24 protein-coding genes are annotated in these 21,057 nt (G+C 71.7%); 13 read left to right on the top strand and 11 right to left on the bottom strand.

Annotated features, from left to right (window positions below; genetic code table 11):
- Positions 1-69 precede the first annotated feature (69 nt).
- The 3 genes from ACN6LB_RS18010 to ACN6LB_RS18000 form a co-directional block, all read right to left on the bottom strand.
- Positions 70-291: a hypothetical protein gene (locus ACN6LB_RS18010; protein ID WP_445026790.1), complete on the bottom strand. Its 222-nt coding sequence runs from the start codon at positions 289-291 to the stop codon at positions 70-72.
- Positions 292-303: 12 nt separating this feature from the next.
- Positions 304-1,545 carry an inorganic phosphate transporter gene (locus ACN6LB_RS18005; protein ID WP_356141314.1) on the bottom strand — a complete coding sequence of 414 codons (1,242 nt, stop codon included), beginning with the start codon at positions 1,543-1,545 and terminating at the stop codon, positions 304-306.
- Positions 1,546-1,723: 178 nt separating this feature from the next.
- Positions 1,724-2,467 (bottom strand): lysozyme, encoded by a 744-nt coding sequence (locus ACN6LB_RS18000; protein WP_445026789.1) that lies wholly within the window; start codon positions 2,465-2,467, stop codon positions 1,724-1,726.
- Positions 2,468-2,663: 196 nt separating this feature from the next.
- Here ACN6LB_RS18000 and ACN6LB_RS17995 point away from each other — a divergent pair, with 196 nt between their 5' ends.
- The 3 genes from ACN6LB_RS17995 to ACN6LB_RS17985 all read left to right on the top strand — a co-directional run bounded on the left by ACN6LB_RS17995 (position 2,664) and on the right by ACN6LB_RS17985 (position 6,296).
- Complete coding sequence (locus tag ACN6LB_RS17995; RefSeq protein ID WP_445026788.1) at positions 2,664-3,365, top strand: class II aldolase/adducin family protein; 702 nt, start codon at positions 2,664-2,666, stop codon at positions 3,363-3,365.
- A gap of 204 nt (positions 3,366-3,569) precedes the next feature.
- Positions 3,570-4,697, top strand: coding sequence for an alpha/beta hydrolase family protein (locus ACN6LB_RS17990; protein ID WP_356141320.1), 1,128 nt, complete (start codon positions 3,570-3,572; stop codon positions 4,695-4,697).
- Positions 4,698-4,892: 195 nt separating this feature from the next.
- Positions 4,893-6,296 (top strand): hypothetical protein, encoded by a 1,404-nt coding sequence (locus ACN6LB_RS17985; protein ID WP_356141322.1) that lies wholly within the window; start codon positions 4,893-4,895, stop codon positions 6,294-6,296.
- Positions 6,297-6,307: 11 nt separating this feature from the next.
- Here ACN6LB_RS17985 and ACN6LB_RS17980 read toward each other — a convergent pair whose 3' ends face one another.
- Entirely contained in the window at positions 6,308-6,721 is a 414-nt protein-coding gene (locus ACN6LB_RS17980) for a VOC family protein (RefSeq protein WP_356141324.1), read from the bottom strand.
- Between the two features lie 301 nt (positions 6,722-7,022).
- Here ACN6LB_RS17980 and ACN6LB_RS17975 point away from each other — a divergent pair, with 301 nt between their 5' ends.
- The 3 genes from ACN6LB_RS17975 (at position 7,023) to ACN6LB_RS17965 (ending at position 10,182) form a co-directional block, all read left to right on the top strand.
- On the top strand, positions 7,023-8,621 hold the full coding sequence (locus ACN6LB_RS17975; RefSeq protein WP_356141326.1) for an ABC-F family ATP-binding cassette domain-containing protein: 1,599 nt from the start codon (positions 7,023-7,025) through the stop codon (positions 8,619-8,621).
- Between the two features lie 379 nt (positions 8,622-9,000).
- Positions 9,001-9,222, top strand: coding sequence for a helix-turn-helix domain-containing protein (locus ACN6LB_RS17970; RefSeq protein WP_006123601.1), 222 nt, complete (start codon positions 9,001-9,003; stop codon positions 9,220-9,222).
- A 156-nt stretch (positions 9,223-9,378) separates the two neighbouring features.
- Positions 9,379-10,182, top strand: coding sequence for an enoyl-CoA hydratase/isomerase family protein (locus tag ACN6LB_RS17965; protein WP_445026787.1), 804 nt, complete (start codon positions 9,379-9,381; stop codon positions 10,180-10,182).
- Positions 10,183-10,222: 40 nt separating this feature from the next.
- Here ACN6LB_RS17965 and ACN6LB_RS17960 read toward each other — a convergent pair whose 3' ends face one another.
- Complete coding sequence (locus ACN6LB_RS17960; RefSeq protein WP_445026786.1) at positions 10,223-10,978, bottom strand: nucleopolyhedrovirus P10 family protein; 756 nt, start codon at positions 10,976-10,978, stop codon at positions 10,223-10,225.
- A gap of 96 nt (positions 10,979-11,074) precedes the next feature.
- On the opposite strand from ACN6LB_RS17960, the gene ACN6LB_RS17955 reads away from it, so the two are divergent.
- Genes ACN6LB_RS17955 through amaP form a run of 5 tightly spaced genes read left to right on the top strand, consistent with a single transcriptional unit; the run spans position 11,075 to position 13,429 of the window.
- Complete coding sequence (locus ACN6LB_RS17955) at positions 11,075-11,560, top strand: Asp23/Gls24 family envelope stress response protein (protein ID WP_356141332.1); 486 nt, start codon at positions 11,075-11,077, stop codon at positions 11,558-11,560.
- 33 nt (positions 11,561-11,593) lie between these two features.
- Entirely contained in the window at positions 11,594-11,779 is a 186-nt protein-coding gene (locus ACN6LB_RS17950) for a hypothetical protein (protein ID WP_356141334.1), read from the top strand.
- Positions 11,776-12,159: an Asp23/Gls24 family envelope stress response protein gene (locus tag ACN6LB_RS17945; RefSeq protein WP_445026785.1), complete on the top strand. Its 384-nt coding sequence runs from the start codon at positions 11,776-11,778 to the stop codon at positions 12,157-12,159. The genes ACN6LB_RS17950 and ACN6LB_RS17945 overlap by 4 nt, the downstream gene beginning before the upstream one ends.
- Positions 12,156-12,845 (top strand): DUF6286 domain-containing protein, encoded by a 690-nt coding sequence (locus ACN6LB_RS17940; protein WP_356141338.1) that lies wholly within the window; start codon positions 12,156-12,158, stop codon positions 12,843-12,845. Before ACN6LB_RS17945 ends, ACN6LB_RS17940 begins: the two co-directional genes overlap by 4 nt.
- Positions 12,846-12,850: 5 nt before the next feature.
- Positions 12,851-13,429, top strand: coding sequence for an alkaline shock response membrane anchor protein AmaP (gene amaP, locus ACN6LB_RS17935; protein WP_445026819.1), 579 nt, complete (start codon positions 12,851-12,853; stop codon positions 13,427-13,429).
- Between the two features lie 173 nt (positions 13,430-13,602).
- Here amaP and ACN6LB_RS17930 read toward each other — a convergent pair whose 3' ends face one another.
- The 6 genes from ACN6LB_RS17930 to ACN6LB_RS17905 all read right to left on the bottom strand — a co-directional run bounded on the left by ACN6LB_RS17930 (position 13,603) and on the right by ACN6LB_RS17905 (position 19,266).
- Complete coding sequence (locus ACN6LB_RS17930; RefSeq protein WP_445026784.1) at positions 13,603-14,358, bottom strand: SDR family oxidoreductase; 756 nt, start codon at positions 14,356-14,358, stop codon at positions 13,603-13,605.
- Between the two features lie 5 nt (positions 14,359-14,363).
- The gene (locus ACN6LB_RS17925; protein WP_445026783.1) at positions 14,364-16,175 is read right to left on the bottom strand and encodes a glycoside hydrolase family 15 protein; all 1,812 of its coding nucleotides are present in this window, start codon (positions 16,173-16,175) and stop codon (positions 14,364-14,366) included.
- A 101-nt stretch (positions 16,176-16,276) separates the two neighbouring features.
- On the bottom strand, positions 16,277-17,065 hold the full coding sequence (locus ACN6LB_RS17920; RefSeq protein ID WP_445026782.1) for an SURF1 family cytochrome oxidase biogenesis protein: 789 nt from the start codon (positions 17,063-17,065) through the stop codon (positions 16,277-16,279).
- Positions 17,066-17,143: 78 nt separating this feature from the next.
- A complete protein-coding gene (locus ACN6LB_RS17915) occupies positions 17,144-17,377 on the bottom strand; it encodes a hypothetical protein (RefSeq protein ID WP_356140371.1) in 234 nt (77 codons plus the stop codon).
- A 108-nt stretch (positions 17,378-17,485) separates the two neighbouring features.
- The gene (locus ACN6LB_RS17910; protein WP_445026781.1) at positions 17,486-18,469 is read right to left on the bottom strand and encodes a DEDDh family exonuclease; all 984 of its coding nucleotides are present in this window, start codon (positions 18,467-18,469) and stop codon (positions 17,486-17,488) included.
- A gap of 161 nt (positions 18,470-18,630) precedes the next feature.
- Positions 18,631-19,266, bottom strand: coding sequence for a TetR/AcrR family transcriptional regulator (locus ACN6LB_RS17905; protein WP_445026780.1), 636 nt, complete (start codon positions 19,264-19,266; stop codon positions 18,631-18,633).
- Positions 19,267-19,373: 107 nt separating this feature from the next.
- Here ACN6LB_RS17905 and ACN6LB_RS17900 point away from each other — a divergent pair, with 107 nt between their 5' ends.
- Both ACN6LB_RS17900 and ACN6LB_RS17895 read left to right on the top strand, forming a co-directional pair.
- Positions 19,374-20,171 carry an acetoacetate decarboxylase family protein gene (locus ACN6LB_RS17900; protein WP_445026779.1) on the top strand — a complete coding sequence of 266 codons (798 nt, stop codon included), beginning with the start codon at positions 19,374-19,376 and terminating at the stop codon, positions 20,169-20,171.
- Entirely contained in the window at positions 20,171-21,055 is an 885-nt protein-coding gene (locus ACN6LB_RS17895; protein ID WP_445026778.1) for an SDR family NAD(P)-dependent oxidoreductase, read from the top strand. Before ACN6LB_RS17900 ends, ACN6LB_RS17895 begins: the two co-directional genes overlap by 1 nt.
- The last annotated feature ends 2 nt before the right edge of the window (positions 21,056-21,057 follow it).

Below are 21,057 nucleotides of genomic sequence, written 5' to 3'. Positions count from 1 at the left end.
CCCCCCCCCCCCCCCCCCCCCCCCCCCCCACCCGAAGTGATGCCTGGTTTACGTGTTTCTGTCCGGCCGTCAGGCGACGATCAGGTAGATCCCGTACGCCACCGCCGCCGCGCACGCCGCGAAGCAGGCGTAGGCGCCGGTGACCGCGAGTGCGGCCGAATCGCCCTTGGCCGAGGCCGACTCCTGCTTGGCGAGGCCGACGATGCCGAGGGTGAAGAGGCCGACGAGGGCCACGGTGACCACGAGGCTGACTCCGAAGACGGAGCCGAGGGCTGCCCAGTCGATGTCCATGCTGTTCGTTCCTTACACCGTGGCCGGGCGGGTGGGTTCCGCGTCCGGGGACGGGATGGTGGCGGTGAGGTCGTCGGTCACCGTGCCGACCGGGGGCGGGGTGACGGCGGCGATGGCCGTGGTCACCACACCGGCGGGCTCCTCGTCGGTGTCGGTGTCGGCGTTGACGTTGGTGTGGTCGATCACCTGGCGGCGGGAGATCTTCCAGATCGCGGCACAGGAGGCGACGAGGAAGACGGCGACGAGCGCGGTGCCCCAGTCGCCGAAACCGGTCACCCACTCGGCGAGCGCGGCGACGAGGGCGGCGGCCGGCAGGGTCAGCGCCCAGGCGACGAACATCCGGGTGGCGGTGGACCAGCGGACCACGCCTCCCTTGCGGCCCAGGCCCGCGCCCATCACGGAGCCGGAGACCGAGTGCGTGGTGGAGAGGGAGAAGCCGATGTGCGAGGAGGCCAGGATGACCGTGGCCGCGCTGGTCTGGGCGGCGAAGCCCTGCTGCGGCTGGAGGTCGGTCAGGCCCTTGCCCATCGTGCGGATGATGCGCCAGCCGCCCAGGGAGGTGCCGGCCGCGATGGCGAGACCGGCGGAGAGGATGACCCAGACCGGCGGGTCGGAGTCGGGAGCGATCGCGCCACCGGCGACCAGGGCCAGGGTGATGATGCCCATCGTCTTCTGCGCGTCGTTGGTGCCGTGGGCCAGCGAGACCAGACCCGCGGAGGCGATCTGACCGGCGCGGAAGCCCTTCTCGGTGGACTTGCCGTTCGCGTTCCTGCCCAGCGTGTACATCAGCCGGGTGGCGATCAGTGCGGCGATGCCCGCGACCAGCGGCGCGGCGACGGCGGGCAGCAGCACCTTGGTGACCAGGACGTCACCGTGCACCGCGCCGGTACCGGCCGAGGCGATGGTCGCGCCGATGAGGCCACCCATCAGAGCGTGCGAGGAACTGGACGGGAGCCCGACGAGCCAGGTCACCAGGTTCCACAGGATGGCGCCGACGAGCGCCGCGAATATGACCTCCGGACGGATGCCGGATTCGTCGACGAGGCCCTTGGAGATCGTGTTGGCGACCTCCACCGAAAGGAACGCGCCGACAAGGTTGAGGGCGGCGGACATGGCCACCGCGACCTTGGGCTTGAGTGCGCCGGTCGAGATGGTGGTGGCCATCGCGTTGGCGGTGTCGTGGAAACCGTTCGTGAAATCGAACACGAGAGCGGTGACGATCACGATTCCGAGGAGGAGCGTGATGTGTTCCATTTACCCAGGCTTCTGTTGGACGTCAGTGGCATGAGGACCGTAGGCAACCTGGATGAACGGAAGATGAACTGAGACGGGACACAGGGTGACTCGATTCGGGGTGCCATCCCTCCGGATGTGTCGGAATGTGTCGGAGGGATGGCGCACGGTTCGAACTGAGGCGGAATATTGGGTTCCGCTATCCCTTCGCGAACTTCCTGAGCCGGTCCATGGAGCCGTTGAAGAGATTCTGGTCACCCGGCAGGCTGCCGCTGTTGTCGTACTGCCAGAACGTCCAGTACGTCCAGCCCGCGGGCAGTGATCCCGCGTCCGCCGAGTTGTAGCGGGCTAGCCAGAGGGCGTGGTTCGCGGCGAAGGCGCGGCTGCCGCCGGTGCAGGTGTTCCACCAGTGCGTGGTCGTGTAGATCACCGGGCGCCGCCCGGTCTCCCGCTTGACCTCGTTGCTGAACGCGTGGATCCAGCGCACCATGCCGGACTTGCTCAGCCCGTAGCACTTGTGCTTGCTGTACGGGTTGTACTCGATGTCGAGCGCGGGTGGCAGCGTCCGGCCGTCCGCGCTCCAGCCGCCGCCGTTGCGCACGAAGTACCTCGCCTGGGCGGCGCCGGACGACTTGTTCGGCAGTGCGAAGTGGTAGGCGCCGCGCAGCAGGCCGGCGTTGCGCGCCCCGGAGTACTGCGAGCCGAAGCGCGGATTGCGGTACGTGCCGCCCTCGGTCGCCTTGATGTAGACGAAGCGGGCGCCCTTCGCTTTGGCGCTCTGCCAGTTGACGGTCTTCTGATGCGACGAGACGTCGTGTCCCTTGGGCTTGCCCGCGGCCGAGGCCGGAACCTCGGCGAGAGCGATCCCCCCGACGGCGAGCGCCGTCACGGTTGCCGCGATGACGCGGGCGTGACGGCGGGACGGTTTGTGATCACGAGCCATATTTCCCCCCGGAATGGCGACGTGCGCGACAAATCACCCAGAGATTACTCGAAGATCGTTGAATGCCGGTCGATCATCAGCCAATCACTGGCAGAGGGTGATGTATGGGCATATGCGCCCTTACGGACGCTGGGCTTCCGTCCTAAAGTGCCCTCGCCGCCCCCGGGCCGGGGGCGGCGCCTGGGAGGATCGCGGCATGGCTGAGCAGCGGCGGGACGCAGGGGACGGGCGGGGCGCGCAGGAGCGAGCGGCGGGCGGCGACGTCGCACGGGCGTGGGACGAGCTGGTCGCGACGGCCCGCCGCACGGTGACCGAGGGGCTGGTCGTCGGGACGTCGGGGAACGTCTCGGTGCGGGTCGGTGACACGGTCCTGGTCACGCCGACGGGCGTGCCGTACGACCGGCTGACGCCGACGGACGTGGTCGGGGTCGACCTCGACGGCCGGCAGGTGCTCGGTTCGCTGGTTGCGACGAGCGAACTCCCGATGCACCTCGCGATTTACCGCACCACCGAGGCGCGCGCCGTCGTCCACACCCACGCCGCGCACGCGACGGCCGTCTCGACGCTGGTACAGGAGCTTCCGCTGATCCACTACATGGCGGGCGCCCTCGGCGGACCCGTCCGGGTTGCCCCGTATGCGACATACGGCACCCCGGAGTTGGCCGAGAACATGCTCCGGGCTCTCACCGACCGCACCGCCTGCCTCCTCCAGAACCACGGCACGATCGCCTACGGCACCTCCCTCGCCCAGGCCTACGACCGCACCGCCCAACTCGACTGGATGTGCCAGGTCTGGCTTCTCGCCACTTCGGTCCCCACCCTTTCCCCGCACCTTCTGACCCCGGCCCAACTGCGGGAGGCCGGCGAACGCATGAAGGGCTACGGCCAGCCGGGATAGCCGTCGGACCACCGCACGACGGCTTCGGCCCTTTCCGGGAGGCGGGGGCGCATCCGCGCCGGTTTCGGTCAGGCGAAGACCCCACGCACCCACCGGGCACCACCCGCACCACCCGCCCCGCCCTTCCGCCTCGGCGGAGGGGCAGGGTGGCGCAAGCGTGTCGTTCCGCTGGCCGGTAGCGGGCTCCGCCAGGAGACTGGACCCGTGCGCACAGTCAAAGCGACGGCTGCGGCCGTCACCGTTGCCCTGGCCGCGGGCGCAGCCTCCGTCGCCGCGGGCCGGTTCGCCAGCGACGCCGCGTTGAAGGCGCCGCCCGGCAGGCCGCTGCCCACCGAACCCCGGCTCACCGTGCACGCCACGGCCGCCGGCCGGATCTCCCTGACCCGGGACCTGGCCGCACTGAGACCGGGCACCTACGGCCTCGGCGGCGACGGCTCCCACGCGGTCGTCGGCCCCGTCCTGAACGCCGCCCCCCACCCCGCCGACACCGTCGTACGCCGACTGCAACGCGTCACCCACGGCACGCTGGAACCCGGCGACAAGGTGTGGTTCACCCCGAACGTGCACATCGGCAACCCGAGCACCGCACTCGGCCTCGACCACGCCGACGTCGACGTCCCGGGCGAGCTCGGCGCCCTGCCCGCCTGGTTCGTGCCCGGCCTGCGGGACACCTGGGTGATCACGGTGCACGGCCTGGGCACCACCCGCGAACACCCCATGAACGTGCTGGAGTTCCTGCACCGCCACCGTTTCCCCGTCCTCGACCTCGCCTACCGCGGCGACCTCGGGGCACCCCGCTCCCCGGACGGCCTCGGCCACCTCGGCGAGACCGAGTGGCGCGACCTGGACGCGGCGATCCGCTACGCCGTCCGCTACGGAGCCGACCATGTCGTCCTGTACGGCTGGTCCACCGGCGCCACCATGGCCCTGCGTGCCGCCTCGCACTCCGCGCTGCGCGAGCGGATCTCCGGCCTCGTGCTGGACTCGCCCGTCCTCGACTGGGAGACGACCCTGCGCGCCCTCGCCACGGCCCGCCGCACCCCCAGCGCCCTGCTGCCCCTCGCGGTCCGCGCGGCCCAGGGCCGCACGGGCCTGTACGGCGACCGCATCCACGAGGCCGCCGACCCCGCTCGCATCAACCTGCCGACCCTGGTGCTGCACGGCCCCGACGACACGATCGCTCCCTGGGGACCCTCCCGACGGCTCGCCGCGATGCGCCCGAACCTGGTCAGCCTGCACACCGTCCCGCGCGCCCCGCACGGCGCCATGTGGAACGCCGACCCCGCCGGCTACGAGGAAGCCCTGCGCCGCTTCCTCATCCCTTTGATGTAGACGTCTGACGCAGACGTCCCGGGCGACCCCGCCCAGGCCGGGCCGCCGAAGCCCTCGGCTCCTTCCGGTTGTGGCTCGGTCAACTGATCGCTCACTCGTGTCGAGCGCCCGGTTGGCCCGGTGTGTCCACCGGCCCCGTCGCCCGCCGAGGCATTCCGTTTGGGTTTTCGCACTGTCAACCGGAAGACTGCACCTGTGACGTCCCGTAACCCGCGCGACTCCAGGCTCCGACTCGTCGGCCCACGGCCCCTGGCCGCCGTCCCCCGAGCGGTGACCCAGCGCCGCTCGCGCCGGCCCGCACCCCGGCCCCCCGAGGGCACCCCGGCCCCCTCGGAACTGGCCCGCATGGCACGCACCGGCCTGGCCGGCGCGGCCCGCGTCGCCCGCTGGGCCGACGCCGCACTCCGCCCCGGGCGAGACGGTGCGGCGCCCGACGGCAAGGGCTCCCTCTCCGATGCCACCGCCCAACGGGCCGCCGAGGACCTGGGGCTGACCCCGGCTCAGGTCCGCGCGGACTGGGACACCGCCCGCCTCGCGGGCCTCGTCGAGGTGCACGGCGACAGCGCCCGCCCCGGCTGGCGGCTGCGCGCCTGGAACCGTGACGACAGCGCCGTACTGCGCGGCTGGGTCGCCCTCTTCGACGCCTGGTCGCTCGCGTATCCGGAGCCGGCGGACCGCGAGCCCGCGGCCGTCGCCGAGGTCGTCTCCGCGATGCCCCAGGTGCTCTCCTTCCTTCAGCTCTCCGCGGGGCCCGTCCCCGTGGAGCAACTTCTCGACCTCCTCGAACAACGCGTCACCGAACTGCGCACCGAGCGCTGCGAGGTCCCCTACGGCCCCGAGCCCGAACCGGCGGCCACCGCGGACCAGGTGACCGACACCCCGCTCGCCCCCCTCCTCGCCTGGGCCCTGCACGCCCTCGCCTCGGTGGGCGCACTCACCTGCGCCGACGGACAGGCCACGCTCACCCCGCTCGGCAGCTGGGCGGTCTGGGTCAAGCTGGAGCAGATCTGCGTGGCCGCGCAGAGCCCCGCCGGGAACATCGAGGCGTCCGCCGAGGACATGCTCCGCGGCTGCGCCCAGCTGCGCCCGAACGCGGCCCGTGCCGAGTACCGCGCCTGGCTCGCCGCGCGCCCCGTCGGCGGCGCGGTCACCGAACTCCTCGACGCCGCCCGGGGCGACGACGCCCTCAGCCGGGGCCTCGCCTTCGAGGCGCTGCGCGTGGTCGGCGCCCCCGCCGAGCCCGATGTGAGCGCCGCGGCCGAGGAGACCTCGCTGCGCCCCTACGCCCTGCTCTGGCTCGCCGAGCACGACGGGCACGACCCCGAGGACGCCCACGAGGTCCTCACCCGCGACGAGGCCACCTGGCTGTGGGTCGACACCGCCGCGGCCGTCGCCGACCACGGCGAGGCCCCGCTGCTCGTACGGCATCTGGAGTCCGCGGTCCAGCCCACCGTGCCCGCCCTCCTCGACGAGGTGCGCGCCGTCGGTCACCCCCGCACCGTGCAGGTCCTGGTCGCGCTCGCCGCCGCCCACCCCGATCCGGCGCTGGCCAAGGCCGTACGCCGTGCCGCCTTCCAGGTGCACACCGGAGGGAGCTGAACCCCGGTGCGTCAGCTCCCTATCTCGGGGGCGTACGTGCCGAAGCTCCATATGTTGCCCTCGGCGTCCCGGGCCATGTAGTCCCGCGAGCCGTAGTCCTGGTCCGTCGGGGGCATCAGGATCTCCGCGCCGTGGTCCACGGCGCACTGGTGGTGGGCGTCGACGTCGTCCACGACGATGTAGATCCCGCAGGGGCCGGCGTTCTTCATCGCCTCGTCGAACCGGCCGCCCCGCCCCTTCGAACCGAGCATGACCGCGCCGTTGCCCTGCACCAGCTCGGCGTGCAGCACCGTGCCGTCCTCGCTCTCGTACACGGACAGCTCGGTGAAGCCGAAGGCCTCAGTCAGCTGTGTGATCGCCGCCTTGGCGTTCGCGTACAGCAGCGACGGGTAGATGCTCGGTCGTGCGCCGTGCGTGCCTGCCATACCGATCACTTCCTCTCGTCTCGCGGCCGGAATGTGAGCTGCTCCACAGTCTTGCACCGGCCACTGACAACGCTCCTGGGAGCCGAAGGGGATCCCCGGCTGGTCGGAGCCGGGCGCCGGGCGCAGGCCCCGACGTCCGGCGCGCTGCGGGGCGAGCATCACAGTGCCGGACGCCCGCACGCAGAGAAAGTGGTTGCACGGCCCCGTTAGACTTGGCCCATGGCCATTCTCCTCGCGCATTAGACGGCGGGAACGTCCTCAGCCGTCCACCCCGCCAACGACCCTGCCCTGGAGTCTGTCCGTGATCTCCGCCTCCGGTATCGAGCTGCGTGCCGGCGCCCGCATCCTCATCGAGTCCGCCACCTTCCGCATCACGAAGGGCGACCGCATCGGCCTGGTCGGCCGCAACGGCGCGGGCAAGACCACCCTCACCAAGGTTCTCGCAGGTCAGGGCCAGCCGGCCGCCGGTGCCGTCACCCGCTCCGGCGAGGTCGGCTACCTCCCGCAGGACCCGCGCACCGGCGACCTCGACGTACTCGCCCGCGACCGCGTCCTCTCCGCCCGCGGCCTGGACACCCTGATCCGCAAGATGCGCGAGAACGAGCAGCGCATCGCGAACGGCAGCGGCGCCACCCGGGAGAAGGCCCTTCGGCAGTACGAGCGCCAGGAGACGGAGTTCCTCACCAAGGGCGGTTACTCCGCCGAGGCCGAGGCCGCCACCATCGCCGCCGCGCTCAACCTGCCCGACCGGGTGCTCGGCCAGCCCCTGCACACGCTCTCCGGTGGTCAGCGCCGCCGTATCGAGCTGGCCCGCATCCTGTTCTCGGACGCGGACACCCTGCTCCTCGACGAGCCCACCAACCACCTCGACGCCGACTCGATCGTCTGGCTGCGCGACTACCTGAAGACCTACCGCGGCGGCTTCATCGTGATCTCCCACGACGTCGACCTCGTCGAGACGGTCGTCAACAAGGTCTTCTATCTGGACGCCAACCGCGCCCAGATCGACGTCTACAACATGGGCTGGAAGCTGTACCAGCAGCAGCGCGAGGCCGACGAGAAGCGCCGCAAGCGTGAGCGGCAGAACGCCGAGAAGAAGGCCGCCGCCCTGCACTCGCAGGCCGACAAGATGCGCGCCAAGGCCACCAAGACGGTCGCCGCGCAGAACATGGCCAAGCGCGCCGACCGGCTGCTCGCGGGCCTCGACGCGGTGCGCCAGCAGGACAAGGTCGCCAAGCTCCGCTTCCCCGAGCCCTCGCCCTGCGGCAAGACCCCGCTGATGGCCGAGGGTCTGTCGAAGTCGTACGGCTCCCTGGAGATCTTCACCGACGTCGACCTGGCCATCGACAAGGGCTCCCGCGTCGTCATCCTCGGCCTGAACGGCGCCGGCAAGACGACCCTCCTGCGGCTCCTCGGTGGCGTCGAGACGCCCGACACCGGTGAGGTCGTCGAGGGCCACGGCCTCAAGCTCGGCTACTACGCGCAGGAGCACGAGACCCTCGACCCCGAGCGCACGGTCCTGGAGAACATGCGCTCCGCCGCCCCCGACCTGGACCTGGTCGAGGTCCGCAAGACGCTCGGCTCGTTCCTGTTCTCCGGGGACGACGTCGACAAGCCCGCCGGGGTCCTCTCCGGCGGCGAGAAGACCCGTCTCGCCCTCGCGACCCTCGTGGTCTCCTCGGCGAACGTCCTCCTCCTCGACGAGCCGACGAACAACCTCGACCCGGCCAGCCGTGAGGAGATCCTCGGCGCACTGCGCACCTACAAGGGCGCCGTCGTCCTCGTCACCCACGACGAGGGAGCCGTCGAGGCGCTCCAGCCGGAGCGCATCATCCTGCTGCCCGACGGCGTCGAGGACCTGTGGGGCGCCGACTACGCCGACCTGGTCGCCCTCGCCTGAGCGTGCACTTGTAAGGGGTCACTTCAGGAGTCGTCCCTTCTTGATCGAATGACTGATCCACTGCGTATGGATCATTCGGCCGATCCGTGATCCATCATCTGTGTGAGATCTCCTCGTACCGAGGTGTGTCCTACATCGAATTCGCGGCCGAGCCCTTTGTTGCCAAGGGCTCGGCCGTCGCGCGTCGCTGACCTGCTGTTTCGTGGAACTACCCGTTCGGCCGTACGGACACGACTGCCCGGAAGATCGTATTCCGGTTGTGGGGACCGGCTCCTGTCGTCAAAACCTTGTCTTACGGACCTTGCCGAATGGGTGGCCATGAAGGCCGGGAGGGGTGATCATGAGAAGTCCAGAGCGCACTTCCCATGAGGAGGCACGGGTGGCCGAGACTCTGAAGAAGGGCAGCCGGGTAACCGGCGCCGCGCGCGACAAGCTCGCGGCAGACCTGAAGAAGAAGTACGACTCCGGTGCGAGCATCCGGGCGCTGGCCGAAGAAACCGGCCGCTCGTATGGCTTTGTGCACCGGATGCTCAGCGAGTCGGGCGTCACGCTCCGAGGGCGTGGCGGCGCGACACGGGGTAAGAAGGCCGCCTCGGCCTGAGGCCGGGCGTCCCCATCGGCTTCGGTGGTGACCACCCGGTCGGTCGGCTGACCGACCGGGTGGTTACTGTGCAGTCACTTAAGGATTTCCTCGTACGGCATGCCGTGAGGCAGGTCGTACGGGATCCACTCTGACCGCACCCATCGGAGGCGCCCCATGGCTTCGTTCGGCACGGACCTCGGTCCGGTACTCGACAAGGACGGCGTACGGCTCACCGTCGACGAGACGATCGCCACGGTGACGCTGGCCAACCCGGACAAACGCAACGCTCAGAGTCCCGCGCTGTGGCGGGCGTTGGCGGAGGCCGGGAGGCTGCTGCCGGGCACCGTCCGTGTCGTGGTGCTCCGCGCGGAGGGCAAGTCGTTCTCCGCGGGGCTCGACCGACAGGCGTTCACGCCCGAGGGCTTCGACGGCGAACCGTCGTTCATCGACCTCGCGCGCGGCTCCGACGGTGAGCTCGACGCGACCATCGCCGAGTACCAGGAGGCGTTCACCTGGTGGCGGCGCAGCGACGTCGTGTCCATCGCCGCCGTGCAGGGGCATGCCATCGGCGCGGGCTTCCAGCTCGCGCTCGCCTGTGACCTGCGCGTCGTTGCCGACGACGTGCAGTTCGCCATGCGCGAGACCAGCCTGGGTCTCGTCCCCGACCTCACGGGCACGCATCCTCTGGTGGGTCTCGTGGGGTACGCCCGCGCGCTCGAAATCTGCGCGACAGGCCGCTTCGTCCAGGCCGAGGAGGCCGAGCGCACCGGTCTGGCCAACCTGTCCGTGCCCGCCGACCAGCTCGACGACGCCGTACGCGATCTGGCGTCCGCGCTGCTCGCCGCGCCCCGCGACGCGGTCATCGAGACGAAGGCGCTTCTGCGCGGCGCCCAGGACCGCACCTATGAGGAGCAGCGCGCCGCCGAGCGCGCCGCCCAGGCACGGCGACTGCGCGACCTGGCCGGCGTCGGCGAATAGGGCGATCAGCCCGAACAGCACGCAGCCCGGTCGCAGGGCCCTACTCCACCGCCGTCACCAGCACCGCCACCGACGGGTGGTCCCGCAGGGCGGCGGTGACCGCCGTGCGGACCTCGTGCGTCACGTCAAGGGTGCGCAGGTGGGGTGCGACCGCCAGCTCGACGCGGACGTGCCGACGCGGCAGAGCGGCTTCCCGGCCGGGGCGGTCCTCGATGTGCACGGCACGGCCGGGGCCGCCCAGGACGCCGGTCAGGCGCGTCACGCCCGGGACGGAGAGCGCGGCGGCGGCCACCCGGGACTCGTCGGTGTCCGCGATGCCCTCGGGTGCGCGCCCGGGCGGCGTCGCCGGCTTCTCGTCCGCGCCGGTGACGACGGGTTCTTCGCGGTCCAGCAGCCCGGTCACCCCCAGGTCCACGTCCGTGACCGTCAGGCCCAGCCGCTCCGTCGCCGCCGCGGCGAGAGCGGCGCGGAGTCTGGCCGCGGTCGCCGGGAGCGGCTCGGCCCCTGCAGCCGTGGGGTCCGCCGAGGCCGCGAACTCCGCGCCGACGCGCAGCGGGCCCGAAGGCAGCGCGCTCGGAGGCGGCGGTACGACGGCGGAGGTGGTGTCCGCCGGATCGGCGAGGGCGATCCGCAGCGCGCCGAGCCGCACACCGCGCACAGCGGCCGCCGCGCGCCGCAGCACCGCCCCGGCCGCCTCCTCCGTGATCCACGCGCCGTCGCCCGCTCCACCGAGGGGCAGTACCCTGCCGAGCCCGAGCTGCCGCCGCACCGCGTGCGCCCACTGATCCGCCGTCATTCCTCCAGCCTGCCGCATCCCCGGCGCGCGGCCGGGCAACCCCACTTAGTGTGGGCAAAGGAGACAACCGGAGACGACCGGAAGGGACGCACGGCGATGACCGACATGACCGAACGAAAGCGACCGGAGACTCCTGAGGGCGAGACGGCGGAACCGCTGGGGACCCGTAAGCCCACCAGGCGTGGCGGAGGCGATCCCGCCACCCGGGGACGGACCACGATCGCCGACGGTGTCGTGGAGAAGATCGCCGGGCTGGCCGCCCGTGACGTCCTCGGCGTCCATGCGATGGGCAGCGGACTGAGCCGGACCTTCGGAGCGGTGCGCGACAGGGTGCCCGGCGGCTCGAAATCCGTCACCCGGGGTGTCAAGGTCGAGGTCGGCGAGCTGCAGACCGCGCTCGACCTGGAGATCGTCGTCGACTACGGGGTGTCCATCGCGGATGTCGCCCAGGCCGTACGGGAGAACGTGATCGCGGCCGTGGAGCGCATGACGGGCCTCGAAGTCGTCGAGGTGAACATCGCCGTCAGCGACGTGAAGCTGCCGGACGAGGAGGACGACGAGCCCGAGTCCCGGCTCCAGTGACACCCCGGCCACCGAACCGCTGAGGAGCGCACCATGAGCACAGCCGTGATCGGCATGATCGCCGGAATGGCGCTGGGCTTCGCCGGCTACTTCGGCGGATTCGGGGCCTTCCTGCTGGTGGCCGCGCTGGGCGCCATCGGCTTCGTCGTCGGACGGTTCCTGGAGGGGGACCTGGACGTCGGTGACTTCTTCCGCACCCGCGACGACCGGCGCCGGTGACGCCCGTGACCGATCGGCTCGGTGAGACCCGTCGGCCCCCGCCGGCCGTCGCCGCGGCCGAACGCGGTGCGACCCGCATCGCCGACCGCGTCGTCGCCAAGATCGCCTCGCAGGCGGCCCGGGAGGCGCTCGACGTGCTGCCCCCCGGCGCCGTGCCCCCGCACGCCACCGTCGTCGTGCACCACGAAAGTGCCCGCGTCCGTGTCAGCGTCGAACTCGGCTACCCCTCCGACATCGGTGGCCGATGCAACGCGGTGCGTCGCCAAGTCGCCGAGCGGGTAAAGGCGTTGGCGGGGATGGAAGTCCCGGAGGTGGCCGTTCACGTGGAGCGGCTGCACCTGAGAGCGGCACCCGGCGCGGCAGAGGGGAGGGCGCGATGACCGAGCCCCAGGGCTCCGAGGACCCGTCCGAGAGCAGCACACAGTGGCTGCCCGTCCTGGAGAAGACGGCCGAGAACGAACTCGGCCAGTCGGCCTCCGCGGCGGCGTACGAACCGCTGCCGACCGCGGACGACGAGGACGACGGCGAGGGCCGGTTCTGGTCGGCGCGCCGTGTCCCCGCCGGAATCCTCGCGCTGCTGATCCTGTCCGGCGCGGGCCTCCTGCTCTACGACATCGCCGCCGTCCGCGCCCACCGGCCCGCCATGCAGTGGCGCCGGAGCCTCGCCCGGCAGCTCGCCGAGCGCCCCCTCGACGACACCTGGGTGCTCGTCGGGGCCGCAGGCGCGACCGCCCTCGGCCTCTGGCTGCTCGTGCTCGCGGCGACCCCCGGACTGCGTGACGTCCTGCCCATGCGGCGCGCCCACGCCGACGTACGGGCCGGACTGCACCGCGGCGCCGCGGCGACCGCGCTGCGCGACCGGGCCATGGAGGTCTCCGGAGTCCAGTCGGTCCGGGTCCGGATGGGACGCACCCGGGTCGACGTCCGCGCGGTCTCGCACTTCCGTGAACTCGACGACGTACGCGCCGACCTGGACGCCACGCTCGCCGACGGCATCCGGGGGCTCGGGCTGTCCCGGCAGCCCGCCCTGTCGGTGCATGTCGGGCGTCCGCGCCGGAAGGGGTGAGCGTGATGCTCAGGATCGTCAACCGCGTCCTGCTCGGGTTCGCCGGGCTGGTCCTCGTCCTGCTCGGCGGCTCCGTGCTCGCCGTGGGACTCGGCCTGAAGCCGCCGTCCTGGTGGATCCACGACGGGCGGCACGACGTGCTGCTGAGCGACACCGCCCGCGCCCGCTGGCGGGACGACGGCTGGTGGTGGCCGACCGTCATCGGCGTACTCGCCCTCTGCGTGCTGCTCGCCCTGTGGTGGCTGACCGCGGTGCTGCGCCGGCGCCGGCTCGCGGAGGTGCTCGTCGACACCGGCGACGGCGAGGGCGCCCTGCTGCGCGGACGGGCCCTGGAGGGCGTACTCGCCGACGAGGCGGGCCGGGCGGACGGCGTCCAGCGGGCGCAGGTCCTGCTGACCGGGCGGCGCAGCACCCCCGAGGCCCGGGTGCAGCTCCTGCTGGAGCCCCACGTGGACCCCGGCCAGGCTCTGCACCTGCTGACCACGGAAGCCCTCGCCCACGCGCGGGACTCGGCAGGCCTCGCCGCCCTCCCCGCGGAGGTACGCCTGCGCGGGGTCAAGCACCGGGCCGAACGGGTCAGTTGACGCGCGGACTAGGGGGTGTTTTGAAAGTCCTGTGCGGTGCCCGCGGTGTTCGGTGCGTGCCCTCGGCGTGCCGGACGAAGGCCCTCGTACTGGACGTACTTGGGGCTTCGGCCGGTGCGGCGAGGGTGCGTGCCGGGCGCCGTGGGTGCTGTGCGGGACTTTCAAAACACCCCCTAGAACCCGGCGCGCATACCGCCGTCCACCGGCAGCATGATGCCCGTCAGATACGACGCGGCCGGTGAGAGCAGGAACGCTGCCGCGCGGCCGAACTCCTCCGGGGTGCCGTAGCGGCGCAGCGGGATGCGGGACTCGTTGGCGGCGCGGGTGGCCTCCGGGTCGGCGGACAGACCGTCGAGTTCGCGGACGCGGTCGGTGTCGATACGGGACGGGAGCAGGCCGATCACGCGGATGCCGCGCGGACCGAGCTCGTCCGCGAGGGACTTGGCGAAGCCCGCGAGGCCGGGGCGCAGACCGTTGGAGATGGTCAGGCCCGGGATCGGCTCGTACACCGAACCGGACAGCACGAAGCCGATCACACCGCCCTCGTCGAGTTCCGCCGCGGCGGTGCGGGCCAGCCGGACGGCGCCCAGGAAGACGGACTCGAACGCGGCCGTCCACTGGTCGTCCGTGTTGTCGGCGACGAACCCGGGCGCCGGGCCGCCGACGCTGATCAGGATGCCGTCGAAGCCGCCGAAGTGCTCACGCGCGGCCGCGATCAGCCGGGCAGCGGCCGCCGGATCGGCGTTGTCCGCGGCGACACCGACAGCGTTCGGGCCGAGCGCGGACGCGGCGTCGGTGACGCTCTTCTCGTCCCGCCCGGTGATGATCACCTTCGCGCCGTCGGCGACGAGTTCACGCGCGGCGGCGCTGCCCAGGCCGCGGGTGGCTCCCGTGACGACGTACACACGGTCCTTCAGTCCAAGATCCATGGCCCCTATCCTGCCTTCTCGGCGTCGTCGGCCCCATCCTGCCCCTCCCCGTGGAAGAGGGCGAGGGCCGTGTTCACCAGGCCGATGTGGCTGAACGCCTGCGGATAGTTGCCGAGTTGGCGGCGGCCGACCGGGTCGTACTCCTCCGCGAGCAGGCCGACGTCGTTGGCGACGCCCACCAGACGGTCGAACAGCTCGCGGGCCTCCTTCTTGCGGCCCGTCATGTGCAGCGCGTCGGCGAGCCAGAACGAGCAGACCAGGAACGTGCCCTCGCCGCCAGGCAGCCCGTCGATCACCGTCTCGTCCGTGCTGTAGCGGCGCAGGAACCCTTTGTGGCCCAGTTCCTCGCGCACCGCGTCGATGGTGCCGATCACCCGCGGATCGTCGGGCGGCAGGAAGCCGACGCGCGGGATGAGCAGCAGCGCGGCGTCGAGCTCCCGCGAACCGTAGGACTGCGTGAAGGTGTTGCGCTCGGTGTCGTAGCCCCGCTCGCACACCTCTCGGTGCACCTCCTCGCGCATCGCGCGCCAGCCGTCCAGGTCGCCGTGCAGCTTCGGATTGTCCTCCAGGGCGCGGACCGCGCGGTCGGCGGCCACCCACGCCATCACCTTCGAGTAGACGAAGTGGCGCCGTCCGCCGCGCACCTCCCACAGCCCCTCGTCCGGCTGCCGCCACGCCGTGCGCAGGAACTCCAGGAGGGCGCACTGCAGCCGCCACATGTGCGGCTTCACGGACAGGCCCGACTCCCGGGCCAGCGACAGCGAGTCCATGACCTCCCCGTACACGTCCAACTGCAGCTGGTTCACCGCGTCGTTGCCGAGCCGGACCGGGGTCGAGTCACCGAAACCGGACAGCCACGGCAGCTCCTGCTCGGGGAGACGGCGCTCACCGGCGAGCCCGTACATGATCTGCAGGTCCGCCGGGTCGCCCGCGACCGCGCGCAGCAGCCAGTCGCGCCAGGCCTCGGCCTCGTCGTGGTAGCCGGCCGCGAGGAGTGCGCCGAGGGTGAGCGTGGAGTCGCGCAGCCAGCAGTAGCGGTAGTCCCAGTTGCGGACGCCGCCGAGTTCCTCCGGGAGGGAGGTGGTGGGGGCGGCCACGATGCCGCCGGTCGGCACGTAGGTGAGGGCCTTGAGAGTGATCAGCGAGCGGACGACGGCGTCCCGGTGGGGCCCGTCGTAGCGACAGCGTGCCGCCCACTCCTGCCAGTCCTCGACACTGGCGCGCAGCGCGTCGTAGGGGTCCACGAGCTGTGGGCGCGGCTCGTGCGAGGGATGCCAGGTGAGCACGAAGGCGACCTTCTCGCCCTCGGCGACCGTGAACTCCGAGTGGGTGCCGAAGTCCTTGCCCCAGGTGTGTACCGCCGGCTCACTGCGCAGCCACACCGAGTCCGGGCCCGCGACCGCCACCCGGTGACCGTCCGACCTGCGCATCCACGGCACGATCGAGCCGTAGTCGAAGCGCAGCCGGAGCGTGCTGCGCATCGTCACGCGGCCGCTGAGCCCTTCCACCACGCGTACGAGGTCGGGGGCCTTGTCGCGCTGCGGCATCAGGTCGGTGACGCGGACCGCGCCCTCGTCCGTCTCCCACTCGGAGTCGAGCACGAGCGTGTCCGGCCGGTAGGCGCGCCGGGTGCACGGGCCCGCTCCCTTCGGCGCGATCCGCCAGTGGCCGTTGTCCTCGTCGCCCAGGAGCGCCGCGAAGCAGGCCCCCGAGTCGAACCGCGGCAGACAGAGCCAGTCGACGGAGCCGTCGCGTCCCACCAGGGCCGCCGTCTGTTCGTCGCCGATGAGCGCGTAGTCCTCGATGCGTCGATGCACGAGTGCCGGGTTCCCTGCGGCGGGCGGGGGCAATCCGCCCGGCGGCCGGGCGGGTGAGGCGGAGGGGCGGGCTGTCGGGGACGCGGGGAGTTGTTCCGACGTCAGACGGCGACGGGAGCTTCCGCCACGACGTCCTTCGCGGCGGCGGCCTCGCGGTCCCGGCGCTCGCGGCGGACGAGAACCACCCAGCCCACGGGCACACCCGCCGAGAACAGCCACCACTGGATCGCATACGCCATGTGCGGGCCGATGTCGCTGTGCTCGGGGTCGGGGATCAGCTCGGGGGAGTCGCCCTTGGACTCGGGTGAGGTCTGCTCGATGTAGCCGCCGAGGACCTGCTTGCCGAGCGACTTCTCCTGCTGCGCGCTGTTGATCAGCATCACCTGGCGGTCCGGCAGGCCCTGGATGTTCTTGATGCCGCTGTCGGCGCTCGTCTCGTCGGCCATCAGCCGCCCGGTGACGGTGATCTCACCCTTCGCGGGCTTCGGGATCTTCGGGAACGCCGTCTGCGCGCCGTTCGCGGGGATCCAGCCGCGGTTGACCATGAGCACCCGGCCGTCGTCCAGGACGAACGGGGTCAGGACGTGGAAGCCGACCTCGTCGTCGGAGTTGGTGCGGCGGCGTACGACGACCTCGTGCGCGGTGTCGAAGGTGCCCTTCGCACTCACGCGGCGAAAGAGGTCGTCGTGCCTGATGTGGTGCCCGGGGGAGGTGAGCGACTCGGCGGGGACCGGCTTCGCGGACAGCGAGTCGGAGATCACCTTGTTCAGAGCGACCTTGTGCTCGTGCCGGTGCAGCTGCCAGAAGCCCAGTCTGATCATGGTGGGGATCAGCAGAAGCGTCACAAGGGTGAGGATCACCCACTGCCGGGACAACAGGAAGCGGTACACCCCATTGACGGTACTCGGCGCGAATCGGCTCCCGACGGGAGGGTCCCGCCGGGTGCCGCGGGCCCGCTTTCGCGGGGCTCACACCTTGTCGATGATCCCCACCTGCCCCTCGGCCCGGGCGCAGTGCGCGCCGCAGTACCAGTGGCCGTCGACCTCGACTCCCTGGCCGATGACCTGGACGCGACAGTGCTCGCAGATGGGGGCCATCCGGTGGATCGCGCAGGAGAAGCAGTCGAAGACGTGCACCGCGCCCTGCGCGTGCACCTCGAACGTCATGCCGTAGTCATTGCCGCATACTTCGCATCTCGCCATGCGCCACAGGGTGGGGTGCCGTGGCGGCCCGGGCGAGCGGGCGCCGGGCGAGTCGCCCGGCAATCACCCGTACGTCCGTCAGTGGGAGCGTGTCGGCTGCCGCCCGTGTCAGGTGCCCGACGCCGGGGCCACGTCCCGCAGCAGCTGGCCGAACGCCGCCTCGTCGAGCACCGGGGTCCCGAACTGTGCGGCCTTGACCACCTTGGACGTACTGGAGTCCGGGTCGTTCGTGACGAGGAGGCTGGTCAGCCGGGACACGCTCGTCGCGACATGCAGCCCGGCCTCGACGGCGCGGTCCTCCAGCAGTTCGCGGTCGACCGAGGTGTCTCCGGAGAAGGCGACGCGCATGCCCTGCTTGAGCGGTTTGCCGTCTTCGTACCGCCCTGGGTTGGGATAGGGGCATGCGGGGCGTTTGCGGGAGGGGCGCCAACTGGTCGGCCGGTACCCCCCGGAGGACTGCTGCCCGATGCGCGGGGAGGTGCTGTCGGACCACTCCTTGAGCGGCAGGCACTCGAGGAGCGGCAGCCGTACCCCGCCCTGTGCGGCGGCGCGCAGGCTGGGCCGGAACGCCTCGGCGAGCACGCGCGCGTCGTCCAGCGCGTGGTGCGCGCGCTGCTGGACGACGCCGAAGTGCGCGGCGAGCGACTCCAGCTTGTGGTTGGGCAGCGGAAGCCTCAGCTCCTTGGAGAGGGCGATCGTGCACAGCCGTTGCCGTACCGGCGCCTCGCGCTGTGCGCGTGCGTACTCACGGGCGATCATCGACCAGTCGAAGACCGCGTTGTGCGCGACGAGCACACGGTCCGCGAGCCGGCCGGCGAACTCCTCGGCGATGTCCTGGAAGAGGGGCGCCCCTTCGAGCACGTCGCTCGTCAGACCGTGGATCCAGACCGGGCCCGGGTCCCGCTGCGGGTTGACCATCGTGTACCAGTGGTCCTCGACCTCGCCGCGCGCGTCCAGCCGGTAGACGGCGGCCGAGATTATCCGGTCGTCCCGGGCCAGGCCGGTGGTCTCCACGTCGACGACCGCGTACCCCTTTGGATACGCGGCCGGCCAGGAGGCTGGGGACGCTGCGGTCGTCAGGTCTTCGAGCATGGTCCCTGAGGATACGGGCCACGACTGACAGCCCGGTCGCCGCCGTCCTCGAACGGGGGACCTTCGCGGCACGTCGGACGGCCACGCGCGCGTGGAGCCCGTAATGGTGCCAGAGCACCGCCGAGTTGACGGCCCGCCCGGGAGACAGGCGCGTCCCGGGCTCAGGACGGTGACCTCGGCTCTGCCCCGAGCAGCGACTCCACCAGCGCCCGTACGGAGACGGTGAACAGCCTCTCCTGGTCGACCGGGCGAGCCAGCGCGCGGGCCAGGGCCCCGTCGTCCTCGGCCGTGCCCGCGTCCCACAGTTCCTCCTCGGCGGGCCGCTGCACGGGCGCACGCTCACGGTTGCGCTCGACCAGGACGAAGCCGACGACCTGGAACTGCACGGCCCGTACGGCCTCGGCGGCGCGGGCGCCCCGCAGCCCCGCCGCGTGCACCTCGTGCACCAGGGCCTGCTGCGCGGGCAGGAACATCCGCTCCGTCAGACCGCGCTCGTGCACCATCGCGACGAGATGCGGATGGTCGCGCAGCCGCCGGCGCAGGGCGCGCGCAACGGAGACGACGCGCTGCGCCGGTGTGCGCCCGGCGGGGCGGATCTCGCCGAGGTCGGCGACGGTCCGCTCGACGAGCGCGTCGAGCAGGGACTCACGGTTGCCGACGTGCCAGTAGATCGAGGTGACGGCGGTGCCCAGCTCGGCGGCGAGCTTGCGCATCGTCAGGGACTCGGGGCCGTGCTGCTTCACCAGGCTCGCGGCGGTCTCCAGGACCTCTTCGCGGGTGAGTGCCGGTCTTGCCATGGTGCCCCCAAGTCTCGCTCGTGCACGCGTATTTACCCATCGCGCACTGTGCTGTAACTCTGTTACAGACCCCCGGCGAGAGGCACGACCTACGAAGGGCGGCACACATGGCACGAGTGCGGTACGGCGCGCGGACCGAGGCGGAGATCGCCGCCGCGCGCACCGCGAGCTCCAAGCTCCCCGACATCTGGTCCACCGGAGTGGTGGCCGTCTGGGAGAGCGATCCGGACGCGGTCGCGGCGGTCCTGCCGCCCCCGCTCAAACCCACCGGGCGCCCGCTGGTGCGGGTGAACATCAGCAGGGTCGACCTGCCCGGATACCCGCTGGGCGCCGGTTCGTTCGGCGTCGCCGCCCGGCACGACGGCGTCGAGGGCTGGTATCCGCTGGTCATGCCGATGACCCACGAGCGGGCCCTGATCGGTGGGCGCGAGGTCTTCGGTGAGCCCAAGAAGCTCGGTGAGGTGACGGTGGAGCGCGACGGCCTCGTCGTACGCGCCGCACTCGCCCGGCACGGCATCGCGTTCGTCGAGGTGCGCGGCGCGGTGAGCGGGGCCCTGCCGCTGCCCGAGCCGACGCGCAAGACCGACTTCTACTTCAAGTTCCTTCCCGCGGTGGACGGTTCGGGCTTCGACGCCGACCCCGTCCTCGTGCACTGCGTGCGCAACGAGAAGGTGCGCAAACTGGAGCGCGTCACCGGGGACGTCGTGCTGCGCGAGTCGATGTACGACCCGGTCGCCGACCTCCCCGTACGCGAACTCGTCGAGATCACCATCGGCGAGAAGACCACCGACCAGCAGGGCAGGGTCGTCGAACGGGTCAGCGGGCAGGCCCTGTTGCCGTACATCCATCAGCGCTACGACGACCCGCAGCAGATCCTCGACGGGCCGCCCGCGGGGAGTGCCTGATGGACCTCAGCGAAGGCCGTGTCGCGGTCGTCACGGGTGCCGCGAGCGGTATCGGGCTCGCCATGGCGCGGCGGTTCGCCGCCGACGGGCTGAAGGTGGTCCTCGCGGACGTCGAGGAAGGCGCGCTGGAGAAGGCCGCCGCGGCGCTGCGCGAGGACGGAGCCGTCGTGCACGCGCGCGTGGTGGACGTCGGGGAGCGCGCGGAGGTCATGGCGCTCGCCGAGGACGTCTTCGACCGGTTCGGCGCGGTGCACGTGCTGTGCAACAACGCGGGCGTCGGCTCCGGCGCGGAGGGCCGCATGTGGGAGCACGACCCGAACGACTGGAAGTGGGCCTTCGCCGTCAACGTCTGGGGGGTCTTCCACGGCGTCCAGGCCTTCGTTCCGAGGATGATCGCCTCGGCAGAACCGGGCCATGTCGTCAACACCTCGTCGGGCGACGGCGGGATCGCCCCACTGCCCACCGCCTCCGTGTACGCCGTCACCAAGGCGGCCGTCGTGACGATGACCGAGTCGCTGTACGCGCACCTCAAGGCGGAGCACGCGCGCGTGGGCGCCTCCGTGCTCTTCCCGGGGCCGCACATGCTCCGCACCGGCCTGTGGGAGTCGCACCGCAACCGGCCCGAGCGGTATGCGAAGGAGCGGCCGCGCAGGACCCCGTACCGCAGCCTCGGCCAGTGGGAGGCGGCGATGCAGGAGGCGGGCCACGAAGTGCGGTTCACGCCGGTCGAGGAGGTCGCCGACCTGGTCGCGGACGGCATCGCGGCGGACCGCTTCTGGCTGCTGCCCGAGAGCGAGCACAGCGACCGGCAGATCCGCGCGCGCTCGCAGTCGATGCTCGACCGGGCCGACCCGTCGTACCTGGAGAACTTCATTCTGGACTGAGG

This window comes from Streptomyces sp. SAS_270 (assembly GCF_052543295.1).
The sequence above is the reverse complement of the archived record's forward strand: the minus strand, read 5'-3'. Positions and strand labels throughout refer to the sequence as shown.